The sequence below is a fragment of the Pseudomonas sp. MM213 genome (assembly GCF_020423045.1).
GTDB lineage: Bacteria > Pseudomonadota > Gammaproteobacteria > Pseudomonadales > Pseudomonadaceae > Aquipseudomonas > Aquipseudomonas migulae.
Window position 1 is genome coordinate 1,472,824 of record NZ_CP081943.1, and the last position, 26,117, is coordinate 1,498,940.

A 26,117-nucleotide genomic window follows, 5' to 3' on the forward strand; every position below is an offset into this window, starting at 1 on the left:
CCCTAAAGCTTTGGATAGACAGTTGTATTGGGAGTCAAATAACCTTCGACCCGCACACCGCTGGAAGTGGTGCCAGACCATTTATTACCTACTACAGTTTTATTCTTGAATGCTCCATCAACTTCAACTTTTATGCGATCCGCAGTCCATGAGTCGGGGAACATTGTGGAGAAACCGCCATTGTTCGTTTTAGCCAAAAACTGCCCTGGATTTGCGGGATCCGCCACCTGGATTCTAGCCGTATAAACACCCTGCGCATTGGGCGACGAGGCTGTTCCAGGGACCACTCTAACATCCCCGGTCGCTGTAGAATGTCCACCTACGACATTCCCGTTAGGCTTTACTTCAGCTTTGATTATGTGACCATCGAAATCAATCGGAGCAGTAACTTTACTTACAGACAGTGAAGCTTGTGCATTTAGATCCGCTGTGCCCTTTGTCCCCCCCTTAAAATAATCAGGAGGCAAATCACAAGGCCCAGTATTGTGTACCCAGGTCTTGAGCTCGCCGACGTAGAACGTATGCCCCACATCGACCGTCAGATTGTATGTTTTGCCCTCGGGCAGGTACAGCTCAAGCGATTCGACTTCGGACGAGGTGTTTTCCGTGTCGCCATCAGCCAGTGACTGCAGCAAGTCGCCCGGCTTCAGATCGATGACGGGAATGAAGTCACGTTTGGCCGGTACGTAGAAGGGGTGGCTCGGCGTAACCAGCAGGGTTTCGCCTTCAGCTGCGTCGGTGCCACGAACATTTTTGAGCTTGAGGCGGTAGATCGGCTGATCCGAACGCTGATGTGTTGCCAGAATGGCAGCAGCGAACGGCTTGCCCCCTTTCTCAGGCTTGCTCCAGACAACATCTCCCACCTTGAGCGACTCAATAGCGCGATCGCCTTGCGGTGTAGAAACTTTCGTACCCGCTGCAAAGCAGCAAGGCCCCTTCGTTGCTGGCGTTCCCGCTGGGCCTTTTGGAACCTGATCTTTACCACCCGCCACAGTGATATGTGAATTACCTTTCCCCGGCACCTTCCCTGGCAGCACTCCTGTGAAGATGCTGGTAATCAGCTCACCGCCACCAATCAGAAAACGATCGTCCGCCTCCTTAGAATCAAGAGGCCTCTCCTCAAGCCCCTCCGCCACCATTCGACTGATGTCAGCCTGCAGCTTACCTATGTTCTTCGAAATCGTTTGACCGGTTTCCGTCCCGGCAAGCGCCTGCATCACAACAAATTGAGCGACACCTTTCGGCCCTTGAGCGACGGCCATTACATACCCTACGGCCTCCTGGCTCCCAGGATGCTCATCGATATAGGCCTGGACCGCGGACAACTGACGATTAAGCTTTTGAAGAGCTTTAAGCTCAGGCTCAGTCACCGTCGTCGTCTCCAAGGTCACTTCGCCTGGATTTGGAATGTATTTATCCGACGCAACAACATCCTGAATATCCTTGATAACCTTAGGTTCGATCCCATTCATCCTGGCCAAATTGGCAAGAACACCGTCGATGAACGCAGGATCGCCCATCATCGCCATGGCCTCTTTACGGCTCTTGCCTGACAGGAGAAGCGCTTCCAGAGTACTTTCGGCCAGGTCCTTGCCTGCCGTAGCTTGAGCGCGGGCATCCATGGGACGGCCCAGAATGTTGTCCACGCGATTGACCACGACGTTCAGCGCCGAAGCGGCTCTGTTGAAGTTGGCCAGTGCGGTCTGGTTATAGTTGAGGAACGCTTCGGTCCATTGCTGCACGGTTACAACAGGGTGCAGTACCGCGTTAATGGAAGAATCACTGGCATACAGATCGGTACGCTCTTCTTCATCCTTGGTGATCTCATACGCTTTGCTCACATCACGGTTCAGCCCAGCCGTGGAGTCAGCGCCGGTCTGCGCGTCATTGCGCACCACGATCTGGCCTGCGCCGACGGTGGCCCGCACGATTTGCTCGCGATCCTTCTCGTAGTTCCAGCCTTCAACGCTCCAGCCCGTCTTGCCTTCCTTGCCTTTCCCTACTTGGCTGCCGTCCTGCACGGTGCCCCCACTGCCGTAGGTGCCGCCAACGTTCAAGTAGTAACCGTGCTCTTTATCCTTCCCGGCGATATCGCTGAAGCCCAACGTGCCGGTGTCCAGCTTCAGATTGCCGTTGTCGGCAGCAATCACCGCCCCGTCGATCTGGGTGTGGTTTTCGGTGCGGATATCGACTTTGCTTTTGCCGGTGATGCTGGTTTGTTCTTCAACCCAGTTGGTCTTGCCGGTGGTCTGGCCGTAACCGACCGAGCCACTGACACCGACGAAGGAGCCGGTGGCACTGATGTCGAACTCTTTGCCCTTGACCTTGCCGGTATCGGCTACCGAGGAAACATTGAGGTCGCCGCCAACACGACCGACCACTTCATCGCCACGCAGGGTGGCGCCCGCGATGTTGGTGTCCTGGCCACTGGTGAAGCCCAGGCGGTTACCGGCGTAGAGGTATGCCTCTTGTTGACGTTCGCCTTCGCGTTCCAGATTGCCCTTGCCGAGGCTGACGCTGACATAAACACCTACCCCCTGGGAGCCGAAGGTGAGGCCGGCTTCACCGCCGCCGTTGTGGCGGTTGTTTTCAACATTGCTGTCGTTCTGCGCCGAGCGGATGTTCAGTTCGTTGCCGGCATTCAGATCGATATCACGGTCTGCCTTGACCTGGGTGCCGATCAGGTTCAGGTCGTTGCTGGCCTTGAGGTTGATATCGCGTCCGGCGCCCAGTTGCGTGACCGTTGCCGATCCTTGGGCGCTGTCGCCACTGGCAGTGCCGTAGCTGCCACCGACACCAATCTTGATGCCGCCACTGGTGCCGCCGTGGATGCCGCTCCAGCTCTCGGTGTTTTGGGTTTCCTCACTGACACCGCCCTTGGCGACATCGAAGGTCACATCACGGCCTTTGACGTTGATGTCGCGCCCGGCATCCAGCCGGCTGCCCTTGACCACGACATCATTGTTGGCATTCAGGTTGAGGTCGTGGCCGGCATTGAGGGTCGAGGACCTGTTGGTCTGCTCGACAACCTGCTGGCTGTTGCTTTGCTTGCTGTTACCGAACTTGGCGTCGCCCGTCGGCCCCGACAGGAACTGGCCAATCGCATCGACTCCCTTAAGGACACTGGAGCCTTGGCTGACGCCGTTCTCGCCTTTTCCGACCCCATTCACGGCATCCTTGGTCTTGCCGTAGTTGTGGTTGAGGGTGGCCGTCAGACCATTGCGCTCGGCTTCGCGCTGCTGCTCGGTCAACAGGGTTTCCCGCGCGGCGTCGATCCGGATATCACGGCCGGCGGTCAGGTTGATGTCGTTGTCGGCCTTCAGGTCGGAGCCGATCTGGTTGATATCGCGCACGGCCTTGACCGTCAGGTCTTGCCCGGCGCTGATCTGGCTGGCGGCGGCCGTCTGCTGTTCGACGCGGTTTTTTGCTTTGTTGCTGTCGGCACCGGCGAAGAAGCTGACGCCGTTGGCATCGCTGGAGACCCCAATGCCGACCTGCTTGTTCTTCGACCAGTCCTGCTCAGCCGTGGTGTTCTGCGCCGCGACCACATTGACGTCACGCCCGGCATCCAGGCTGACGTTACGCCCCGCGCTAATGCCGCTGCCCACCACATTGATATCGCGTTCAGCCTTCAAGGTTGCATCGCGATCCGCAGACACATGGCTGCCGACACTGGTGCTGCTTTGTGCCTGACGCCCCGACTCCTTGGCCGAGGAAACGGAGAGGAACCCGTCCGAAGTAGAGAGCCCGACCTTTTTCTTGTACTGCTCGCTGCGGCTATAAGCCGTGTCGTTGGCCGAGACCAGGTTGATATCGCCCGTGTCGTTGACCAGTCCGGCCCGCATTTCAACATCGTTGCCGGCACTGGCTTTACTGGCACGGAGCCGGATGTCATTGCCGGCGGCCACCACCACATCGTTGCCCGCCTCAAGCTGGCTGCCGACTTGTGTCGCCGTGGTCGTCAGCTGACTCTTGCCACTCTTGGACAGGCCCATGAAGCCGGATTTGGTTTTCTTGCTGTACGAGCCATGCTCCTCAACGCCAGACAATATGGCCACATCGCCAGTGGCGCCGATCATCAGGTCTTCACCGGCCTTGAGTTGGCTACCAATCACGGTGACATCGCGACCACCGTTGATGCTCATGCTGCCATCGGCTTTTCGAGTGGTGTTGAGGGTCAGGTTCTGACCCGCTTCCACCACCGACGCGATGTTGGTGCTGTCATAGCTTTCGCTCTGTTTGCTCTTGCTGCGACCGAAGGAGCCTTTGCTCTTCTTCGAATAGAACGAAGCACTTTCATCCTTGGCGGAGAGCACGTTGATATCGCCCGCCGCATCCAGCGCGACGTTTTGTTTGGCCTTCACATTACTGGCCACCAGCGTCAGATCCTGGCCGGCCTTGATCGACAGATTTGCGCCCGCCTGCACGGTGGAGGATTGCTGGCGCACCTGGTCTTTGCTGCTTTGGACTTTCTTGCTCTTGGAGCTGTTGTGACTTTCATTCGCGGCCGATTCGATGGCCACATCTCGCCCGGCGTCGAACGAAAGATCCTTCTGCGCGGCCACCGTACTGGCGACCACCTTGATGTCCTGGCCAGCGGTCGCAGTGAGATTGCCGCCAACTGACACCTGACTGCCGTATTGCGTGGTTTGGCTCTGGCTCCAACTGGTCTTCTTGTGTCGGCCTTCACTGCTGTTGACTTGCTCGGTCGAGACAATTTCCAGATCGCGACCGGCCTTCAGGGTTGCGTTGCCACCCGCTTGCAACACGCTGCCGCTGTTGCGGATGTCGTTGCCGGCGGTCAGGGACAGGGTATTGTCGGCTTCGATCCGCGCAGCGCTGTTGAGGTAATCGTTGTGCTGAGTGCCGCCTGCGTACCGGGTATCTGTGCTGGTTCGCGAGCGCTCGTTGATGATGTCGCCCTGAGTGGCGACCAGACTGACATCCTTGCCCTTGAGGATTCCGCCCTGAGCGTTGCGAATGCTGTCGGTCGCGAGTAGCGACAGGCGCTCGTTGGCTTCCATCAACCCGTTGTTGCTGATGTTCTGGCCGCTGGCTTGCAGGTTGGCGCTGGCACGCAGCGTGCCCTGGTTCGCCAGGGTGCCGCCGGAAATCAGCGTCACGTCACTGCCCTGGATCAACGCCCCGTTGGGTGCCAGGCGATTGTTGGCCTGAGCCAGGTACAGAACCGGCACCAAGACCTTTTCGCCGCGAACTTCCTGTTCCTCCATCCAAACGATGTCATGGGTCAGGGCCGCCACCTGGGCCGAACTCAAGGCAATCCCGGGAGACAGGTTCAGGGAGGTTTTGCTGGCGATGGCGTTGTCCATCAAATAGCGGAACATCGCTTCGTCGCTGTTCAGGCCGGCAATGAAACGTTGGCCGGTGCGCGCGATCACCGCCTCACGAATAAGGCGCTGTTCATAGAGGCCATCACCGAGGCGACGTTGGGTCTGGTCGCTGGTGACGCCGATGCGGCTGAGCAAGTAGTCGGAGTTGATGAAGCCATTGAGGCTGGCAAACGCCGGATTGGTTTCGATCAGGTACTTGTGCTGCGGATTGCTGTTGAACTGGAACAGACCCTTTTGCCCTGTGGGCAGGCTGAAGCCCGGCAGGGACAATGGGTTAACCGCCTGCTGGCGCAGGTCTGGAGTCAGTTGCGCATTGAACTGCGCCAGGGTCTGGGTGGACGTATCGACCGCGGTCGCGGCGACTCGATTGGCGCCGGCGGTGATCGATTCGCCTGGGCGGATAGAACCGTTCACCACCTGTTGAGTGCCGGTGGCATTGACCTTGCCGGCGCTCTGAATGATGGCCAATGAGGCATCGACCGCCCCGGAGGTCTGGGTTGTGCTGGAACCTGTGACACTACCCAGCGCGATGGAGGAAAACGGCATCGCTGCCGGGTTGTAGCTGGCGGATGCCGGGTCGTTATAGGCGTTGTACTTCGCAATGTTGTCGTAGAAGGTGTAGTAGGAGTCCTCGTCCTTGGTGTAAATCACGTAGGCCGCGTAACGTTGCTCGCCGCCCCCGGCGCCAAGGTTATTCAGGGTCTGACTGTCGAGGGTGATATCGCCACCCGCCGAGACACTGCTGAAGTGGTTGTCAAAACTGCCGCCGGTGAATTTGAGTTCCGCACCGGAAATCAGATTGGCCCGCGCCGAGTCTTCAGTGACTTTTGTGCCATAGGTTTCAGTGACGCTGTAATAAGCCTCGCAATGTTTGCCCTTGCAATTGTCGGTAAAGGCCAGGGTGAGCTGACCCGAGGTTAGCGCCGGGATAAAAGCGAATTTTTCCTTGCGGTTGATCAGGCGGTTTGCCAGCAACTGCATGCCATGGGCGCTTTCGATGGTGCCTGAGATGTTCTCGATCAAGCTCGCAGGACGATTGTTTTCATCAGCGATGTCCAGTCGACCCAGGCTGTAGATATCGCCTTTGTTGTTGGTCACGCTGTTGGCCTGGAGGGCCATGTCGGCGCCGCTGAAAATCAGCCCGCCCTCGTTGACCAGCGTCGGCGTTTCAATACGCAAGGCGCTGCCTGCGCCCAGAGTGCCGCGGTTGGTCAGGCTGGCCACCTTCAACAGCAGGTCACCGGTGGCAGTCAGGCTGCCTTGGTTCAGCAGTTGGCTGCCGAGGTTAAAGTCGGCCTTGCCGCCACTGCGTATTTGCGCGTCCTGGCCCAGATCGGCGCTGGCAGCGGCGAGGGTCATTTTGCCCTGGCTCTTGAGGATGCCGTTGCCCCGATAAGTGCCGCTCAGGATCAGCTTCAGGTCACCCTGGGTTTCCAGGCTGCCGTCGTTGATCCAATTGCTCCCGCTGGCCTCGACGCCGTCGACGGAAATCAGTTTGCCGCTGGCTGTCTGGGTAAAGGTGCCGACCTTGAGGGCGAGTTTTTGCGCCTGGATCAGGCTGGTGTTGCTCCAGTCGGCCAGATCCAGGTTGAGTTGGCTGTTGGTGATGAAGCTGCCCCCGGCGGCGCCGGTATCCGCCAGTGACAGGTCAAACCCGTTCGTGCCTAGGTGGCGGACGGTGCCTTGCTGGTTGCTCAGGCTTGCACTGTCGAGGGCAAACCGATCATTGCCGACTTCCACCAGGCCATTGTCGTTATTGAACTGGCCGCCAATCTTGAACCGGCTTTTACCTTGGGTCCCCAATGCGCGCAATTTGCCATTGAGGTTAGTCAGCCTGCCGGCATCGATACCAAGCGTTTCACCAGCCTCGATCAGACCATTGTCGTTATCCAGCGCACCGTTCAACGTCAGTCCGATGTTCTTGCCGCTCAGATTGCCTTGATAGTTCTTCAAGCTGCCGGCATCGACCATCAACTGTTGTCCGGCGCTGAGTTCACCTGCGTTATTGAGGATTTCTCCGCGCTTGAGCTCCAGATTGCCGGTGGTGGCAACCAGGTGACCTCGATCGTTGGTAAGGCGCGTCGTGCTGGTGACTTCAACATTCTCGGCACGCGCGTCGCCCTGAGTGTTGTCAAAGGTGGCGCTGCTGGTCTTGAGCTTGCCGCCCTGTGCATTGAGCTTGCCTTGCTGGTTGCGCAGATCATCGGCGACCAGCGTCATGGCGCCCGCACCGGTCAATACCTTGCCGTCGCGGTTGTCGAGCACCTGGGTCGCCGTTGCCTTCAGTTCGCCGGTGTTGGCCTGCAGAGTGCCGGCGCGGTTATCCAGGTTCTTCGCGTTCAGGGTCAAGCCCTCGGCCTTACTGAGGATCAGTCCTTTATCGCGGTTGTCCACCGTATCGCTGACAGTCACCGACAGCGCCTGATTGCTGGCGAAAGTGCCGCCACGGTTATCCAGCCTGCCACCTTCCAGACTCAGCACTTGCTGGCCGATCACCTTGCCGCCACGGTTATCCAGCACGCCGGCCTTGAGGGTCGCGGTGCCGTCGGCGACGAGCTCGGCGTTGCGGTTATCGAGTTGTTGCAGGTCCGTCGCCAGCGTGCCCTGGGCGTTGACCTTGCCCTGATTACTCAGGCTGCCGCCCTGAATTTGCAGGTGACTGGCGCGGTTGACGCTGCCGTCTGCCTTGAGGCCGGCATTGAGATTGCCGCGATTAGTGATCTGCTGACCTTCGACGTGCACGTTACGGGCGGCGGTCAGGCTGCTGTCGATGTCGAGACTTCCCGCCGCGACGACTTTCGCGTCCCGGGCGGCATAAACGGTATTGGTGAGTGCGACTTCTCGGGCATTGAGCTTGACGTCGCCCTGGGTGGCTTCTGCACGCGCCAGGGTCAGTTTGCCGTTGGCATCAATCTGCAGATCACCTGCGCTGGCGGCCACATCGCCCGCGAGTTTCACCCCGACCCCGGACTCGGTGCCCACCAGTTTGATAGCCCCAGCGTACATGCCGCCCAGGGCCGAAGAGTCGATGGCCAGTTGCGGTGCCGAACCGGCGGCTGGTGCCTTGGCCTTCGCCGCCAGCGTGCCCGCATCGACTTCGTTGCGACCGGTGACAATTGCCAATTGCTGCGCATGTAACTCAGCGTTGATCCTGGCGCTGCGCGTGATCAATTCAAACTGGCTGACGTTGCTCGCATTGAGGCCGCGACCTTCAATGGCGATCGCACCGCCCTCCACGTCGTAGCGGGCGAGTCGACCGTTTTCAAGAATGGGCCGTCCGGTACTGAGCGTGACTTTGGGCGTATTGATAAAGCCGCAACCATCACAGCTGATGCCGTGAGGGTTGGCGAGGATGACGTGGGCACCCTGCCCGGCTACTTCGGTGTAGCCCCTGAGCTGGCTGGGGCTGCCGCCATTGACCTCGTTGAGGATGACGGTGGCCGCGCGACCGTTGAGGTTGCTGTTGCCGATGATGTAACCACCCAACTGGGTGCTCTGCAGATTGTTCGTGGCGTTGTTGAGGATCACGCCCTGCTGTCCGACGTTGAAGTCGCTGAACTGGTTATGGGACAGGCCGGTGCCATTGGGCGTGGCAATGTTCACCACAGGGACGCCGTTGGCCGCCTGCCCCACCGTGGTCGCACTGCCATTCACGACGATGCCGTCGGCCTGGGCCAGCATTGGTTGCCAGAACATCGCGTTGGCGAGGATGAACGCCAACCCGCGCTTGGGCAGCCCACAGAACGACTCACGCGATTGCAGGGCAGCCGAAGGCTGGCGGGCCAAAAAGGCGAGTTGGCGAACGTCCATGTCGTGTATCTCAGGTAAACAGCAGAGTTAAAGAAAGAAATCCAGACGGAAGTAGATCGGTGCTTCACGTTCGCTCAGCGCTTCTGGCCGCTCAAGGGAGTGGGCGAAAGTGACGCTGGCGGCCAGGTGCTGGCCCCGGGCGAAAAGCTCCAGGGAGTTGCTCGACATCCGGCCGTGCTGCTCCGCGTTGTAGCGATCGTTACGGATCACACCGACGTCATAACCCAGGCCGGTGCCATATTCCGTGAGCAGCGGACGCAGCCAGGCCCACGTCACCGGGCGGCTCCAGCGCAGGTCGTTACGCCAGTAACCGCCGCTGTCGCCGATCAGGGTCTGGTCCTTGTAACCACGGATCGAGGACTGGCTACCGAGGCTCATGCGTTGAGGGCTGAACAGCACGTCTTCACTGCGCTGGCCGGTGATCAGGCTGCTGAACACCAGGGATTCATCCCACAGCTTGAAGGGTTGCAGGTAGCTGATTGTCGCGGTGTATTTGCGGTAGCGGGCGTCAGGTGTGAGGTTGCCGAAAGCATCGCGACGCTGGTTCTCACGCTGAGCGTCGAATGCGCCGATACCGTTCTGCATACCCAGATCGACGTTGACGAACGCACTGCCGATGCGCCGGCCATGGTTTATCCCAAACTGCGCCTCACTCAGCCGATTGCTGCTGACTGCCAGTTTGCTGTCTTCGATAAAGTTGTTCGTGCGCAGATAGGCCAGGCCGGTGTTGAGGGACGTCTTGCTCACCGAGTCGCGGTGGATCACCCGTTCCAGGCGCAGCTGATGATTCTGGCTGTCGCCGGTCTGCTTGAAGTCAAACCCGCTGGCCTGGGCCACAGAGCGGTACTCACTCTGGCTGTAGGCATAGCTGAGGTTCCACCAGCCGAACGGCAGGTTGTAATAAAGCAAGGCATTGTTCGAGGTTTTCTGATGATCGCTGATTGCGTCATGGCCGCCGCGCAGCATCAGTTGATCGGCCAATCCCAGGGGGCTGTCCCATTCAAACGAAGTACCCCACTGTTGTTCGCCGGTACTTTTCTGGCCGTCATTACTGCGCGACAACCCGACGCGCCAGGGTTTTTGCGGCGTGTTCGTGACCAGTACTTCACTGCCGCCCACCTTCTGTCCGGGGGCCAGTTCCATCTTGGCCTGGTTCGACGGCAATCGATTGATCTGGTCTAACAGCTGTTCGATTTCCCGCAAGTTGAGCAGATCACCGGTCTTGCCAGCAAAAGCCATGGCCAGCTCGCGCTCTGACAGCTGGCTGCCCTGCGCGCCTTGCATACCTTCGAGCCGCCCCTCTACGACCAGCACCTTCAAATGCCCGCCGGACAAATCCTGCTGCGGCAAGTAGGCGCGGCTGGTGACCAGGCCTTTTTCGATGTAGTGGTCGGTGATGACTTTCAGCAATTGATTGAGTTGAGCGACACCCAGGCATTGGCCCATGTAAGGCTTGAGCAAGTGCTCGCGCTGACCGGCGGAAAGGCTGTCGGCACCTTTGAGCTCAATGTTCTTGATGGGGAAGCAACGGGTATCGGCAGGCGCCGCTTGTTGCGCAGGCGTGGCTTCCTTGCCGGGCAAATCCTTGAGTTCTTCAAGACGACGACGCTGCTCGTCCAGCAAGCGATCTTGACGCTCGCGGATTAGGTCGGTTTCACCGGGTGTCGGGGCAGCAAGGGTAGTATTCAGTGGAGAAAGGCACAGCAAAGCCAGGCACAACCTCGCCACGAGGGCGGGTGGGTACATGTTCGATCCCTCGATACGGCGGGTGATGGCAAAATAGCGGCGCGATACTAAATGGCCACTATTCTGACGTCAACTTTCCTTTGTCCATATAACCATTACCCGCGCCGCGTAATGAGCAACCGACCGTTGCATGCCGAATTCAAACTGCCCTTCGCGTCGGCGCCGACACCGAAAAACAGGCACAAAAAAAGAGGCCTGAGCCTCTTTTTCGAAGATGAAATGACAAATCGCGCACAAAAAAAAGCGCCACTCATTGAGTGGCGCTTTTTTGTATTTGGAGCGGGAAACGAGACTCGAACTCGCGACCCCGACCTTGGCAAGGTCGTGCTCTACCAACTGAGCTATTCCCGCGTCTTGGTGGTGCGCATTTTATAGAATCCAGAAGCTCCGTCAACCCCTTGATTCAAAAAAGTTTTATTTATTTTTCCACATCGGTCTTCAGATGCGGCCAGGCAGCCCGCAGGTATTGAACCATGGACCACAATGTCAGGCCCGCAGAGATCATCAGCAAGGCGTAACCCACCAGGACCCAGAACGTGAAGTCCGACGGATTGGCCAGCAGGATCACCAGCGCCAACATCTGCGCGGCGGTTTTCCATTTGCCCAGGTTCGACACGGCGACGTGAGCGCGAGCGCCGAGCTCGGCCATCCACTCGCGCAGTGCCGATACCACGATCTCGCGACCAATGATCACGGCAGCCGGCAGCGTGAGCCACAAATTACCGTGTTCCTGCACCAGCAGCACCAACGCCACGGCGACCATCAGCTTGTCGGCCACCGGATCGAGGAATGCCCCGAACGGCGTACTTTGCTCCAGACGACGAGCCAGGTATCCGTCCAGCCAGTCTGTGGCGGCGGCAAACGCGAAGACCGAAGCGGACGCCAGGTAGCTCCATTGGTAAGGCAGGTAGAACAGTAAAATGAAGATCGGGATAAGCAGGACGCGTAGAACGGTAATCAGATTAGGGATATTCATCGGCACAACTGGCTACGAGGTGAGGGGGCATTCTACTCGCTGTGCAGATTTGCATAAATCAACTCTGCGAGCTTTTTACTGATCCCGGGTGCTTTGGCGATCTCTTCGATGCTGGCACGAGACAGCTCCTGCAATCCACCAAAATGTTTCAACAAATCGCGCCGACGGGTCGGACCCACCCCGGCTACACCCTCAAGCGTAGACGTACGGCGCGTTTTGCCACGGCGGGCACGGTGTCCGGTAATTGCAAATCGGTGGGCTTCATCGCGGATCTGCTGGATCAAATGTAGTGCCGGGGAATCGCCACGCAAGGTAAATTCGTGGGCGGCGTCATTGAGGTACAAGGTTTCGAAACCGGCCTTGCGCGTCGCCCCCTTGGCCACGCCCAGCAGAATCAGGTCGGGCACCGCCAGTTCATTGAGCACATCGCGCGCCATGGACAACTGCCCCTTGCCGCCGTCCACCAGCAGAATGTCCGGCAACTTGCCCTCCCCGTCCTTCAGTTTGCTGAAGCGCCGGGTCAGGGCCTGATGCATTGCGGCGTAGTCATCGCCCGGCGTAACACCCTCAATGTTGTAGCGACGGTAATCGGACTTGATCGGCCCTTCGGGGCCGAACACCACGCAGGACGCCACGGTCGCTTCGCCGCTGGAGTGACTGATGTCGTAGCACTCGAGGCGCTGCGGTGGCTCATCCAGTTTAAGCACGTCGGCCAGGGCATCGAAACGTGCCGCAACGTGTTGGCGGTTGGCCAGGCGCGCGCCCAGTGCCTGCTCGGCATTGGTCACGGCCAATTGCTGCCAGCGTGCCCGCGTGCCACGAACCCTGTGACTGATGCTCAGCTCACGACCGCGCAACTCTTCGATGGCCGCGATCAGGGTCGGGAAGTCTTCGTGAACCACGTTGACGATCAGCTCGCTCGGCAAGTCGCGTTCGGGGCTGCTGACGAAGTACTGACCGAGAAACGCGGCCATGACTTCAGAGACGTCTTCCTCAATACCCACCTGCGGAAAGAAATTCTTGCTCCCCAGCACCCGTCCGCCGCGCACGCTGATCAAATGGACACAGGCACCGCCCGGATTGACGAACGCGGCGATGACGTCGACGTCACCGGTCCCGCCTTCCATGCTCTGTTGATCCTGGACCCGGCGCAGCAACGAGATCTGGTCGCGCAATTCGGCGGCACGCTCGAATTCGAGGTTGATCGCCGCCTCTTCCATGCCGGCGGACAATTCATCGGTCAGCGCATTGCTGCGCCCTTCGAGGAACATCACCGAGTGACGAACGTCCTCGGCGTAAACCTCGGGCTCCACCAGCCCCACACACGGCGCCTTGCAACGTTTGATCTGGTATTGCAGGCATGGGCGTGTGCGGTTCTTGTAGTAGCTGTCTTCGCACTGGCGAACGAAAAAGGTTTTTTGCAGCAGGCTCAGGCTTTCGCGAATCGCCCCGGCACTGGGATAAGGGCCGAAATATTTGCCCTTGGCCTTTTTCGCCCCACGATGAATGCTCAGGCGTGGGAACTGACCGTCGGAAAGAAACACGTACGGGTAGGATTTGTCGTCGCGCAGCAGAATGTTGTAGGGCGGACGCCATTCCTTGATCAGCGTCTGCTCAAGCAGCAAGGCTTCGGTTTCGTTGGCAGTGATCGTCGTTTCGACCTGGGCGATACGCGCCACCAGCGCAGCGGTCTTGGGCGCGAGGCCGGACTTGCGGAAGTAACTCGACAGACGATTCTTGAGATTCTTGGCCTTGCCGACGTAGAGCAGGCGTGCCTCGCTGTCGAACATGCGATAGACGCCGGGGCGTCCGCTGACCGTCGACAGGAAAGCACTCGGATCGAAGGTGTCAGTCATTTTCAGAGGCTGGCATCAACCATGCCGTGACGAACTGCCAACAGCGTCAATTCGACATCGCTGCTGATCGAAAGCTTTTCGAAAATTCGGTAACGGTAGGTGTTCACGGTTTTGGGTGACAGGCACAGTTTGTCGGAAATGATCTGGACCTTCTGGCAGCCGACAATCATCAGCGCGATCTGGATTTCCCGCTCCGACAGTGCGTCGAAGGGCGAATCGTTGGTCGGCTGAAAGGATTTGATCGCCAGTTGCTGGGCAATCTGCGGACTGATGTAGCGTTGCCCGGCAAACACCAGGCGGATGGCCTGGACCATTTCCGGCAACCCGGCGCCTTTGGTCAGGTAGCCCGCGGCCCCGGCCTGCAACAAACGTGTAGGAAACGGATCTTCCTCGCACACGGTGACCGCGACGACCTTGATATCCGGATGACTGCGCAACAGTTTGCGCGTGGCTTCAAGACCGCCGATACCCGGCATCTTGACGTCCATCAGCACCACATCGGGTTTCAACTCACGCGCCTTGAGCAGGGATTCTTCCCCGGACTCAGCCTGGCCGACTACTTGCAGGCCATCGATGTCAGCCAGCATTCGTGTAATGCCTGTACGAACGAGATCATGGTCATCGACTACTAGCACCCTAATCAAGCAGACACCTCGCGATATGGTCTTATTGAGTTGCCGACACCTTAGCAAAAAGCAACTGGCAGACCTAGCGGCAAGCGTCATATAAAAAGTTTCAATACATCTTGAAAGGCTTGTCTCATGCGTGTTTCAGCGATGCGAGGCATCGATATCGCGCTGCATTCTCAGGAAACACTCGTCTTTGCCGACCACTGCCAGGCCCTTTCGCTCGTATAACGCTTTCGCCGGATTATTTTCAAAAACCGTCAGGCGCAATGCCGGGCGTCGTTCCTTGCACGCCATTGCCAATACCTGATCGATCGCCCAGGAACCGGCGCCCTGCCCCCGGAACGCTTCGAGCACGTGTAACTCACGGATATACAAGGCCCTTGCATCCCGACTCAGGCTTACATAACCCAGCCGTACATCATCACGGACGATCAGCCAGTTTTCCCGCCCCGCCCAGGCCACATCAAAAGCCTCGTCCTGCCACAGCAGATCGTGCTGAATGTAGTAGCGGAGCATGGTTTTACAGGTCAGTTCACGAGCAAAGTCGAGGTCTTGCGATGTCGCAGGACGTAATTCGAATCCCATCAGGCCTCCGCGACGGCGACGACGCGCCCCGTCCAGCTGTCAGCATTACGGCGAGCAACGACCAGCAGATTGCCCGTGCCAGGTGCTGCAGCGATCAGCGAACCGTCCGATGCCCAGATGGCGCTGCGTCCCGCCGACTCCCAGCCCCCCGTCGCACCGCCATGGTTGGCCATCAGCACCGCCATCGAATGCCTGACGGCATAGCCTTGCAACAACGCAGTATCGGGGGCGTAACCATTTTCGGTGATCAGCACGCCTGCGGCATACAGGTCGGCGCCCTGTTGCGCCACTGCGGCCGCATGACTGGCGTGGGAAAAATCGGCGCACACCGCCAAGGCTATCGTATCGCCGCCGATGGTCAGGGGCGAACCGCCAGTGCCCGGCGCAAACGCGACTTCCTCGCCGGGATGCAGATGCTGCTTGCTGTAGACCCCAAGTGAACCATCGGCGCCCAGTACCAGCGCCCCAATCAACACCGGCGAATGCTCCGACAGACGAACAGGCATCCCGACTACGGTCGTTACGCCGACTTCCTGCGCAAAATCGCGCAACGGTTGCAGCACCGCATCCTCCGGAGCAATGGCCAGCTCAGCCGCCAGCCCACGCTCGTACCCGGTCAGTGACAGTTCCGGAAACACCAGCAACTGCACGCCCTGCTCCGCCGCCACCTGCATGAAGCGTTGATGCCACACAATATTGGCGGCCAGGTCTCCGGCGATGGAGATCGATTGAGCGGCGGCGATGGTCAGCGTCGTCATGGTTCGTCCTTGTGACGTTGTGTTTTTGTTTAAACGGCGAGTGTGTCACAACCGCCGACGCACTCAAGCGATAGAAAACGCCGCCAGTAACCAATAGCAATTTCTGATTGAATCCGTGTACCGGCCTCTAGTAAGCTCGGCGCATCCATCGGAGACAGACCATGTTCAACGCCCTCTCACAGCTTAGTTCCGCCAGCGCCCCGCGCTCGGTTGTGGCTGCCCGGGTGAATGTCGTTTGCGCTTCGGTCAGCTTTTATTTTGGGTATTGGTTTAGCCACTGGCGCGCCTGATACCCACACGGCGCCCACTTTAAACGGGTCGCCACCAGAGAATTCTCAACCCCCGGTCGGCCTCCCGACCGGGGGTTTTGTTTTTTCAGCCCCCACACTTTTTAGCAACAACACAGACATTTTGAGGATTCACGACATGAACTACGCCACTTATTACCGTCACGACAGTTTTACCGCCTGGCGATTTAGCAGCCTCCGCTCGGGACAGCCTGCCGCCTCCGATCGGTCACCCACAGGTGGCAAGCACACACACGCAGCCAATCCGGCCAATTGTCGAACACCCCAGTAGGGCCGAGCGCGCGGGAACGAACCCGCCGCCCGCCCAGGAAGCCTGAACATGAACTCGTCCGTCTCTGCTTTGCCGCTGTCCACCCTGAGCCCTGCCAATGAAGCGCTGACCTTGCGCCTGCCGAGCTCATTGCAACTCAAACAGCAACTGCCGCTCAGCAACGCCCTGACCCGGCAAGTCGCCGCCCACCGCGATGCGGTTCGTGCGATTCTCAACGGTGAAGACTCCCGTTTGCTGGTCATCGTCGGTCCTTGCTCGATTCACGATCCGCAGTCTGCCCTCGAATACGCCAGTCACCTCGCCCGCCTCGCCGCCGACGTCAGCGATGAAATGCTACTGGTGATGCGCGCCTACGTCGAAAAACCCCGTACCACCGTCGGCTGGAAAGGCCTGGCCTACGATCCGCACCTGGACGGCAGTGACGACATGGCCGGTGGCCTGACCCTGTCACGGGAGCTGATGCGCGAAATGCTTCGACTCGGCCTGCCGATTGCCACCGAACTGCTGCAACCGATGGCCGCCGGGTACTTCGACGACCTGCTCAGCTGGGTCGCCATTGGCGCCCGCACCACCGAATCACAGATCCACCGGGAAATGGCCAGCGGCCTGAACATGCCGGTCGGCTTCAAGAACGGCACCGATGGTGGCGTCGGTGTTGCCAGTGACGCCATGCGCTCGGCCGCTCATCCGCATCGGCATTTCGGTGTCGACAGCCAGGGGCACCCCGCGATCATCCAGACGCCCGGCAATCCTGACACTCACCTGGTATTGCGCGGCGGTCATCGCGGCCCGAACTACGACCGCAACAGCGTCGCCCAGGTGAACAGCGACCTGACCAAACTGAAGATCCCGGCCCGGATCATGGTCGATTGCAGCCACGCCAACAGCGGCAAAGACCCGCTACGTCAACCGGCGGTGTTCAACGATGTGCTTGAGCAGCGTCTGCAAGGTGATCGCTCGTTGATCGGGATGATGATTGAGAGTCACCTGTTCGAAGGCTGCCAGCCGCTGAGTCCGTCGCTTCAGTACGGTGTATCGGTGACGGATGGCTGCCTTGGCTGGGAGGGGACCGAAACGTTGTTGCGTTCAGCGGCGGAACAGCTGAGAACCGCACGCGGCTGACAGGCAAATGACATTCCGGAGGTAGGTCATTGCAGAACTCTGCGCTACCTCCGATTAAAGGACGTCCGGACATTCGGAAAAGAGCCTCCTGCTGATTCGAATATTCGTACATTCCCTATTCCGTTTTCACCCATTCACAGCGGCTTTTTCATACATCGCGCAAACGTCCGAGTGCTTTAGAGTGAGCCCCGGACACATCACGAACTCCCGCGAAAAGGTATGAACATGCAACGGAATGCAAGCACCCTCCATCCCATCCTGTTGGTCCACGGCCTGTTTGGTTTCGATCGGATCGGCCCTTTCGAACTGTTCCATGACATCAAGCAAACCCTCAGGAGCGCCGGCGCCAGAGTGTTCATCCCACACCTGTCGGCTACCCATACCAATGAGGCGCGAGGTGACCAGCTTCTGGCACAGATCGAACGGGTGCTGGAAGGGACCGGTGCAGACAAGGTCAACCTGATCGGGCACAGCCAGGGAGCGCTGGCCGCCCGCTATGCCGCAGCGATAGCGCCGCAAATCGTTGCGTCGGTGACCTCGGTCAGCGGGCCCAACCATGGCTCGGAACTGGCGGATTTCCTGCGCAAGGCGCTGACGCCTGGACAGCTGCCGGAACAGGTCGCCGACACGGTGGCCACGTTGTTCGCTGACTTCCTGTCCTTGTTGAGTGGCGACCGCCACCTGCCGCAAAACGCGATCGCTGCGCTCAATGCCTTGACCACCGAAGGCGTCAGCGCATTTAACGAGAAGTACCCTCAAGGACTGCCGAAGACCTGGGGCGGCAAGGGCAGCGAGCGGGTCAACGGCGTTCGCTACTATTCCTGGAGCGGAACCCTGCAGGGCAACCTCCTCGATGAAGGGCTCAACGCACTTGACCCACTGAATGGGTGCTCCCGTGCTTTTGCCAGGTACTTCACCATCGAGGCCGAGCAAAACGACGGCATGGTCGGCCGCTTCAGCTCTCATCTGGGCAAGGTGATCCGCTCCGACTATCCGCTGGACCACCTGGACAGCATCAGCCAGACAGTCGGTCGGGTTCGCAAAGACATCGACCCGATTGACCTGTACGTGGAACATGCCGAACGTCTGCGCAAGGCGGGTCTGTGACCCGGGCGGAACTTTGAGGAGAAATAGCCTCCTGAATCCGGTAGGCTGAGCACTTTACTGAACATTAGAAGGAGTATTTTTCCATGGCTAAAGCCACTGCCCGTCACATCCTGGTTGCCAGCGAAGACAAGTGCAACGAACTCAAAGCCCAAATCGAGGCTGGCGCCGATTTCGCCGAAGTTGCCAAAGCCAACTCCACTTGCCCGTCCAGCCGTCAGGGCGGTGACCTGGGTTCGTTCGGTCCGGGCCAGATGGTCAAGGAATTCGACACCGTGGTCTTCAGCGCACCGATCAACGTCGTGCAAGGCCCGGTCAAGACCCAGTTCGGCTACCACTTGCTCGAAGTGACCAGCCGTCAGGACTAAGTCATTCGCGTAGTTTCATGCACAACGGCCCGCCTTTTGGTGGGCCGTCGTGTTTCGGGTACGTGATACGACTGGCGAGGGACGCGCCGCTAGCGTACAAATTGCGGTTATCGATCACCCGGCTCTAAGGCTGAAAATGCGACTGGCTTTCCCTGTTTTGTTGTTCACTGCCGTGACCCTGCTACTGGGCGCCGCCGGTGTGAACGCCGCACCGCAACACGCGCTGACCGTCTACGGCGAACCGCCCAAGTACCCGGCCGGCTTCAGTCATTTTGCCTACACCAATCCGCAAGCGCCCAAGGGCGGCACGATGCGTCGCTCGGCGATCGAGATCGGGCATTTCGACCATGTCCTGCCTTATATAGACAAAGGCATCGGCGTGACGCAGATCGACGGTTTGATCTATTCGCCGCTGGCCCAGCGCTCGCAGGACGAGCCTTACACCGTGTACGGTCTGGTGGCGCAGAAGATGGAGCGCTCGGATGACGGGTTATCGCTGCGTTTCTACCTCAACCCCAAGGCTCGCTTCGCCGACGGCAAGCCGATCACCGCCGAAGACGTGCGCTACACCTTCAACCTGCTGATGACCCAGGGCAGCCTGCGTTATCGCACCCAGTTCGCCGACGTCAAAGGCGTCGAGGTGGAATCCCCGCTGACGGTGCGTTTCGACTTCAAAAGCAACGAAAACCGCACCCTGCCCCTCGACATCGCAACCTTGCCGGTGTTTCCCGAACACTGGTGGAAAACCCGCGATTTCGCCAGCGGTGGTGGTTACGAGCCGCCACTGGGCAGCGGCCCGTACAGGGTGGGCAAGGTCGACTCCGGGCGCAGCATCACCTTCGAACGCAATCCGGACTGGTGGGGCAAGGACCTGCCGGTCAGCCGTGGGCTGTACAACTTCGATCACTTCAGCATCGAGTACTTCGGTGATACCGATGTCGCGCGTCAGGTGCTGCGCGGTGGCGCCTACGACTACAACCGCGAATTCTCCGCCACCGCCTACTCCATCGGTTACGAAAGCCCGGCCCTCAGCGACGGTCGCCTGCAAAAGGCGCACCTGGCCAGAGAAGCGCCGCAATCGGCCCAGGGCTTTGTGTTCAATCTGCAGAACCCGATGTTCCAGGACCGCCGCGTCCGCCAGGCACTGGTGATGCTGTGGGATTTCGAATGGAGCAACCGGCAGATGATGCGCGATATGTATATCCGCCAACAGAGTTTCTTCTCCAACTCCGCCCTCGCCGCCCGCAGCCTGCCGGATGCCGCCGAACTGGCGATTCTCGAACCGCTGCGCGGGCAGATCCCCGACGAGGTGTTCACCAAAGTCTTCGAAGCGCCGAAAACCGACGGCAGTGGCGTGATCCGTGACAAACAACTGCAAGCACTGGATTTGCTCGAACAGGCCGGCTGGAAACCCGATGGCGATCAATTGGTGAATGCCGAGGGCCAGCCGCTGAGTTTTACCTTCCTGGTCAGTCAGAACGGGATGGACCGTTTGCTGTTGCCTTACAAGCGCACGCTGAAGCAGATCGGCATCGACCTGAACATCCGCCGCATCGACTCCTCCCAATACGTCAATCGCCTGATGTCCCGGGATTACGACATGATCGTCACCGGCTACCCGGTCACCACGTCGCCGGGCAACGAGTTGAATAACTATTTTGGTTCGGCAGCGGCCAACGATCCGGGCTCCAACAACTACATGGTGTTGAAGAACCCGGCGGTCGATACGCTGGTCAACGGTCTGGTGCGCGCCACCACCCAGGCCGACATGTTGCGCTACGCCCATGCTCTCGACCGGGTACTGCAATGGAACTATTACTGGATTCCCAACTATTACCCGCCGGGCAGCTCGACCGTGTGGTGGAACCGTTTCGGCATTCCCAGCGTGCAAGCAGCCAATGACGAAGCCATCGAGAGTTGGTGGGAAGTGAGCACCACGCCGCTGACCAACCAACAGATGACCGCCGAACTGATCAAGCGCGGCAAACCCGGAGGGCCGCACTGATGTGGGCTTATATTCTGCGGCGCCTGCTGCTGATCATTCCGACTCTGGTGATCATTCTGCTGGTCAACTTCGTCATCGTTCAGGCCGCACCGGGCGGCCCGGTCGAACAGGCGATCGCGCACCTTCAAGGCATCGGCGGCGCCAGCGTCGGCGGCGGTTCTGGCGAGGTCATGAGCGGCAGTTCGCGAGCCAGTCGCGGCCTCGACCCGCAACTGATCAAGGAAATCGAAAAGCAATACGGCTTCGACAAACCGGCCCATGAACGCCTGTGGTTGATGCTCACCAGTTACGCGCGACTGGACTTCGGCAAAAGCTTTTTCCGCGGCGCCACGGTCACCGACCTGATCCTCGAAAAAATGCCGGTGACCATTTCCCTTGGGCTCTGGGCCACGCTGATTACCTATCTGGTGTCGATCCCGCTGGGCATCCGCAAAGCCGTGCACCACGGCAGCCAATTCGATATCTGGAGCAGCACCGCGATCATCATTGGCTACGCGATGCCGGCGTTCTTGTTTGCGATGTTCCTGATCGTGGTGTTCGCCGGCGGCACGTCACTGAACTGGTTTCCGGTGCGCGGCCTGGTCTCGGACAATTTCGACTCGCTGTCCACCGTGGGCAAGATCGCCGACTATTTCTGGCACCTGGTATTGCCGGTCACGGCGCTGGTCATCGGTGGATTTGCCACATTGACCATCCTGACCAAAAACTCCTTCCTCAATGAAATCACCCGCCAGTACGTGGTCACGGCGCGTGCCAAAGGCATGAGCGAACGTCGCGTGCTGTACGGCCACGTGTTCCGCAACGCCATGCTGCTGGTGGTGTCGGGCATTCCCCAGGCGTTCATCAGCGTATTTTTCGCCGGCTCGTTGCTGATCGAGGTGATCTTCTCCCTCGATGGCCTGGGCCGCATGAGTTATGAAGCGGCGGTGTCGCGGGATTATCCGGTGGTGTTCGGTTCGCTGTTCATCTTCACGCTGTTCGGCCTCCTGATAAAACTGGTCGGCGACCTGTGCTACACGCTGGTTGACCCGCGTATCGACTTCGCCGCGAGGAATGCCTGATGTTCAAGCTTTCGCCGTTGGCGCGCCGCCGTTTCGACCGATTCAAGAAAAACCGCCGTGGCTGGTGGTCGCTGTGGCTATTTGTCGGCCTGTTTTTGCTGACCCTCGGTGGCGAGCTGATCGCCAACGACAAACCGCTGGTGGTCAGTTATCAGGGCTCGTTGTACTTCCCTGCGTTCAAGCGCTACACCGAGCAGGCGTTCGGCGGGCAACTGCCGTTCCAGGCGGATTACCGCAGTGACTATGTACAGAAGCTGATCAAAAAGGACGGCGGCTGGCTGCTGTTTCCGCCGATCCCGTTCAGCGACGACACGCCCAACTACGACCTGAACAAACCGGCACCGAGCCCACCGTCGAATGTGAATTGGCTGGGCACCGACGACCAGGCTCGCGACGTGTTGGCACGGGTGATTTTCGGCGCGCGGGTGTCGATTCTGTTTGCGCTGATGCTGACCTTTGTCAGCGCACTGATCGGCATCGCCGCCGGCGCGCTGCAAGGCTATTACGGCGGCTGGGTCGACCTGATCGGCCAGCGTTTGCAGGAGGTCTGGTCGGGTCTGCCGGTGCTGTACCTGCTGATCATTCTGTCGGGGTTTGTCGAGCCGAATTTCTGGTGGCTGCTGGGGATCATGGCGTTGTTTTCCTGGCTGGCACTGGTGGACGTGGTGCGTGCCGAGTTCCTGCGCGGGCGCAACCTCGAATACGTCAAGGCTGCGCGGGCACTGGGCCTGACCGACCGCAAAGTCATCGTGCGGCACATCCTGCCCAACGCGATGAACGCGACGCTGAGCTACCTGCCGTTCATTTTGACCGGGGCCATTTCGACGCTCACCGCGCTGGACTTCCTCGGTTTCGGCATGCCGGCCGGCAGTGCCTCGCTGGGCGAGTTGATCGGTCAGGGCAAGCAAAACCTGCAAGCGCCGTGGCTGGGGCTGACCGCGTTTTTCACCCTGGCGCTGATCCTGTCTTTACTGGTGTTTATCGGCGAGGCGTTGCGAGATGCCTTTGACCCTCGATCCTGACGCGGACTGTTGATATGAGTAACAACCTGATCGAAATCCGTGACCTCTGCGTGGCCTTCAGCGGCCAGACCGTGGTGCGCAACCTGTGTCTGGACATCCGCCCCGGTGAATGCCTGGCGCTGGTGGGTGAGTCGGGTTCCGGCAAATCGGTGACCGCGCACTCGATCCTGCAACTGCTGCCCGAGACCGGCACCGAAACCAGCGGCAGCATCCGCTATCGCGGCAAGGAGTTGCTCGGCGCTTCGTCCAGGGTTTTGCGAGAGTTGCGGGGCAACCGCATCGCCATGATCTTCCAGGAGCCGATGACCTCGCTCAATCCGCTGCACAGCATTGAAAAGCAGATCGGTGAAACCCTGCTGCTGCACAAGGGCCTGACCGGCAAAGCTGCGCAGGAGCGGATTCTGGAGCTGCTGCACCTCGTGGGCATACAGAAACCCAAAGAGCGGCTCAAGGCGTACCCGCATCAACTGTCCGGCGGCCAGCGGCAACGCGTGATGATCGCCATGGCGCTGGCCTGCGAGCCGGAGTTGCTGATCGCCGACGAGCCCACCACCGCGCTCGACGTCACGGTGCAGCGCAAGATCCTGATCCTGCTCAAGTCCCTGCAACAGCGGCTCGGCATGTCATTGCTGCTGATCAGCCACGACCTCAATCTGGTGCGCAGCATCGCTCAGCGTGTGTGCGTGATGAAGGCCGGGGAAATCGTCGAACAGGCACCGTGCGAAACGCTGTTCACCGAGCCGAAACATCCCTACAGCTGCGTACTGCTGAACGCCGAACCGGAAGGCCAGGCGCTGCCCCGTGACGAGCGCGAGAACGTTCTGGAAGTGGACAATCTTTGCGTGCGCTTCCCCCTCGGTGGCGGGCTGTTTCAGCGCAAAACGTACTTGCATGCCGTGGACGGCATCAGCCTGAATGTCCAGCGCGGCAAGACATTGGGCATTGTGGGTGAGTCCGGCTCGGGCAAGTCGACACTGGGTCAGGCGATCCTGCGCCTGCTCGACTCCGAAGGCAGCATTCGCTTTCAGGGCCAGGCGCTGGACGGCCTGACGCAAAAGCAACTGCGACCATGGCGCAAGAAAATGCAGGTGGTGTTCCAGGACCCTTTCGGCAGCCTCAGCCCACGGATGTCCGTGGCACAAATCATCAGTGAAGGCCTGGAAGTGCATAGCCAGTTGACGGCGGACGAATGCAAGGCCGAAGTGATTCGGGCCCTGCAGGAAGTCGGCCTCGACCCGCAAAGCCGCCATCGCTACCCCCACGAGTTCTCTGGCGGCCAGCGCCAACGCATCGCCATCGCCAGGGCGCTGGTGCTGAAACCGGCGCTGATCCTGCTGGACGAACCGACCTCGGCGCTGGACCGCACCGTGCAGAAACAAGTGGTCGCGCTGCTGCGCCAGCTTCAGGAAAAACACGGCCTGACGTATCTGTTTATCAGCCACGACCTGGCGGTGGTGCGCGCCCTCGCCCACGACATGATCGTGATCAAGGACGGCAAAGTGGTGGAAAGCGGCGCCAGCCACGACGTGTTTGATTCACCGCAGCATCCGTACACCAAAGAGCTGTTGGCGGCGGCGCATCTGCAACAGGCATAAATCGCGTCGCTGCCTTCGCGGGCAAGCCTCGCTCCTACAGGTGAACGCGATCCCCTGTAGGAGCGAGGCTTGCCCGCGAAGAGGCCCGCACAGACACCACACATTCTGGACATGACCCCATGAACACCACCGAAAGCCTCAAGGATTACCAGCGCGTTCGTCTGTTGGCGATCCGTTCGCTGTTCGAGATCATCGAGCAGTCCAGCGAAGGCACGGTGATTGTCGACCGCGACGCGAACATCGTCTGGATGAACGAACGTTATGCCCGACGCTTCGGTCTGGAATCGGCGGAAGTGGCCATCGGCAAGGCCTGCGAAAGTGTGATCCCCGGCAGCCTGCTGCGGGAAGTGGTGCGCACCGGCCGACCGATTCTGCTCGACATGCAGGACACCCCCAAGGAACCGTTGGTGGTGATGCGCCTGCCGATCCATGACGACGCCGGCGTGGTGATCGGCGCCATCGGTTTTGCGTTGTTCGATGAGTTGCGCAGCCTGTCGCCGATGCTCAAGCGCTACATGAGCATGCAGGAAGAACTGGCCTCCACCCGCTCGCTGCTGCGGGCGCGGCAGACCAAATACAACTTCGCGCATTTTATCGGCACCAGCGCGGCCAGCCTCGAAGTCAAACGCCGCGCCCGACGCAGTGCCAGTGCTGATTCCCCGGTTTTGCTACTCGGCGAAACCGGCACCGGCAAAGAGCTGCTGGCGCAGGCGATTCATGGTGCATCACCCCGTGCGCACAAGGCTTTCGTCAGCATCAACAGCGCAGCGATTCCCGAGGCGCTGCTCGAGGCCGAATTCTTCGGCACCGCCCCCGGCGCGTTTACCGGCGCCGATCGCAAGGGTCGCGTCGGCAAGTTGCAGATTGCTCAGGGCGGTACGCTGTTTCTCGATGAAATCGGCGACATGCCGCTGCCGCTGCAAAGCAAGCTGCTGCGGGTGTTGCAGGAAAAGGAATTTGAACCGGTCGGGTCCAACGAAGTGATTCAGAGCGATGTGCGGGTGATCGCCGCGACCTCCACCGACCTTGAAGCGGCGATCAAACGCGGCGAGTTTCGCGCCGACTTGTATTACCGCCTCAATGTGCTGCCGATCCAGGTGCCGCCGCTGCGTGATCGTCTCGATGATTTGCCGGCACTCAGTGAAGCCATACTTGAGGAGTTGCGCAGTCAGCACGAGCTGAACCGCGAGGCGCTGGAGTTGCTTGCCCGACACGCCTGGCCGGGGAACATTCGCGAGTTGCGCAACGTGCTGGAACGGGCGGCATTGCTCAGTGACGATCTGATGCTGAATGCGACCGATATCCGCGCGGCGATTGGTACGTTTACGCCGGTGGAGCGTGTGGCACCTTTGAAGGTTGAGTCGGTGGCACACGAGACGTTCAGTGAGGCGCGTGAACGGTTTGACCGGCAGTTGATTGAATCGGCCCTCGCGCAATGCGGGGGGAAAGTGATTGAGGCGGCGGCGCGGCTGGGGCTTGGGCGGTCTACGTTGTACAAGAAGATGGTGGCGTTGGGGATTGCTGAGTCTCTATAACGAGACATAGATCTC

At 59.6% G+C, this 26,117-nt stretch carries 15 protein-coding genes and 1 tRNA gene; 8 read left to right on the top strand and 8 right to left on the bottom strand.

Annotated elements, in window-relative coordinates; genetic code table 11:
• Positions 1–2: 2 nt before the first annotated feature.
• From K5R88_RS06600 to K5R88_RS06635, 8 genes are all read right to left on the bottom strand, one after another.
• On the bottom strand, positions 3–9,161 hold the full coding sequence (locus K5R88_RS06600) for a hemagglutinin repeat-containing protein (RefSeq protein ID WP_226299481.1): 9,159 nt from the start codon (positions 9,159–9,161) through the stop codon (positions 3–5).
• Between the two features lie 27 nt (positions 9,162–9,188).
• Positions 9,189–10,907 (bottom strand): ShlB/FhaC/HecB family hemolysin secretion/activation protein, encoded by a 1,719-nt coding sequence (locus K5R88_RS06605; RefSeq protein WP_226299482.1) that lies wholly within the window; start codon positions 10,905–10,907, stop codon positions 9,189–9,191.
• Positions 10,908–11,182: 275 nt separating this feature from the next.
• Positions 11,183–11,258 (bottom strand) — tRNA-Gly (locus tag K5R88_RS06610).
• A gap of 67 nt (positions 11,259–11,325) precedes the next feature.
• Positions 11,326–11,883 carry a CDP-diacylglycerol--glycerol-3-phosphate 3-phosphatidyltransferase gene (gene pgsA / locus K5R88_RS06615; RefSeq protein ID WP_008029556.1) on the bottom strand — a complete coding sequence of 186 codons (558 nt, stop codon included), beginning with the start codon at positions 11,881–11,883 and terminating at the stop codon, positions 11,326–11,328.
• A gap of 32 nt (positions 11,884–11,915) precedes the next feature.
• A complete protein-coding gene (gene uvrC, locus K5R88_RS06620; RefSeq protein ID WP_008029554.1) occupies positions 11,916–13,739 on the bottom strand; it encodes an excinuclease ABC subunit UvrC in 1,824 nt (607 codons plus the stop codon).
• 2 nt (positions 13,740–13,741) lie between these two features.
• Positions 13,742–14,383 (bottom strand): response regulator transcription factor GacA, encoded by a 642-nt coding sequence (gene gacA / locus K5R88_RS06625; RefSeq protein WP_008015884.1) that lies wholly within the window; start codon positions 14,381–14,383, stop codon positions 13,742–13,744.
• Between the two features lie 126 nt (positions 14,384–14,509).
• Entirely contained in the window at positions 14,510–14,953 is a 444-nt protein-coding gene (locus tag K5R88_RS06630) for a GNAT family N-acetyltransferase (RefSeq protein ID WP_223449900.1), read from the bottom strand.
• Positions 14,953–15,711 (bottom strand): carbon-nitrogen hydrolase family protein, encoded by a 759-nt coding sequence (locus tag K5R88_RS06635; RefSeq protein ID WP_226299483.1) that lies wholly within the window; start codon positions 15,709–15,711, stop codon positions 14,953–14,955. The genes K5R88_RS06630 and K5R88_RS06635 overlap by 1 nt, the downstream gene beginning before the upstream one ends.
• A 627-nt stretch (positions 15,712–16,338) precedes the next feature.
• On the opposite strand from K5R88_RS06635, the gene K5R88_RS06640 reads away from it, so the two are divergent.
• The 8 genes from K5R88_RS06640 to K5R88_RS06675 all read left to right on the top strand — a co-directional run bounded on the left by K5R88_RS06640 (position 16,339) and on the right by K5R88_RS06675 (position 26,102).
• Complete coding sequence (locus K5R88_RS06640) at positions 16,339–17,412, top strand: 3-deoxy-7-phosphoheptulonate synthase (RefSeq protein ID WP_192227015.1); 1,074 nt, start codon at positions 16,339–16,341, stop codon at positions 17,410–17,412.
• Positions 17,413–17,637: 225 nt separating this feature from the next.
• Entirely contained in the window at positions 17,638–18,519 is an 882-nt protein-coding gene (locus tag K5R88_RS06645) for an esterase/lipase family protein (protein WP_223435702.1), read from the top strand.
• Between the two features lie 83 nt (positions 18,520–18,602).
• A complete protein-coding gene (locus K5R88_RS06650) occupies positions 18,603–18,884 on the top strand; it encodes a peptidylprolyl isomerase (RefSeq protein ID WP_008029538.1) in 282 nt (93 codons plus the stop codon).
• A gap of 136 nt (positions 18,885–19,020) precedes the next feature.
• A complete protein-coding gene (locus K5R88_RS06655; protein WP_226299484.1) occupies positions 19,021–20,889 on the top strand; it encodes an extracellular solute-binding protein in 1,869 nt (622 codons plus the stop codon).
• The gene (locus tag K5R88_RS06660; protein WP_008029533.1) at positions 20,889–21,950 is read left to right on the top strand and encodes a microcin C ABC transporter permease YejB; all 1,062 of its coding nucleotides are present in this window, start codon (positions 20,889–20,891) and stop codon (positions 21,948–21,950) included. The genes K5R88_RS06655 and K5R88_RS06660 overlap by 1 nt, the downstream gene beginning before the upstream one ends.
• Positions 21,950–22,972: an ABC transporter permease gene (locus K5R88_RS06665; protein WP_008037110.1), complete on the top strand. Its 1,023-nt coding sequence runs from the start codon at positions 21,950–21,952 to the stop codon at positions 22,970–22,972. Before K5R88_RS06660 ends, K5R88_RS06665 begins: the two co-directional genes overlap by 1 nt.
• A gap of 14 nt (positions 22,973–22,986) precedes the next feature.
• Entirely contained in the window at positions 22,987–24,567 is a 1,581-nt protein-coding gene (locus tag K5R88_RS06670) for an ABC transporter ATP-binding protein (RefSeq protein WP_226299485.1), read from the top strand.
• A 119-nt stretch (positions 24,568–24,686) separates the two neighbouring features.
• Positions 24,687–26,102: a sigma-54 interaction domain-containing protein gene (locus K5R88_RS06675; RefSeq protein ID WP_226299486.1), complete on the top strand. Its 1,416-nt coding sequence runs from the start codon at positions 24,687–24,689 to the stop codon at positions 26,100–26,102.
• Positions 26,103–26,117 lie beyond the last annotated feature (15 nt).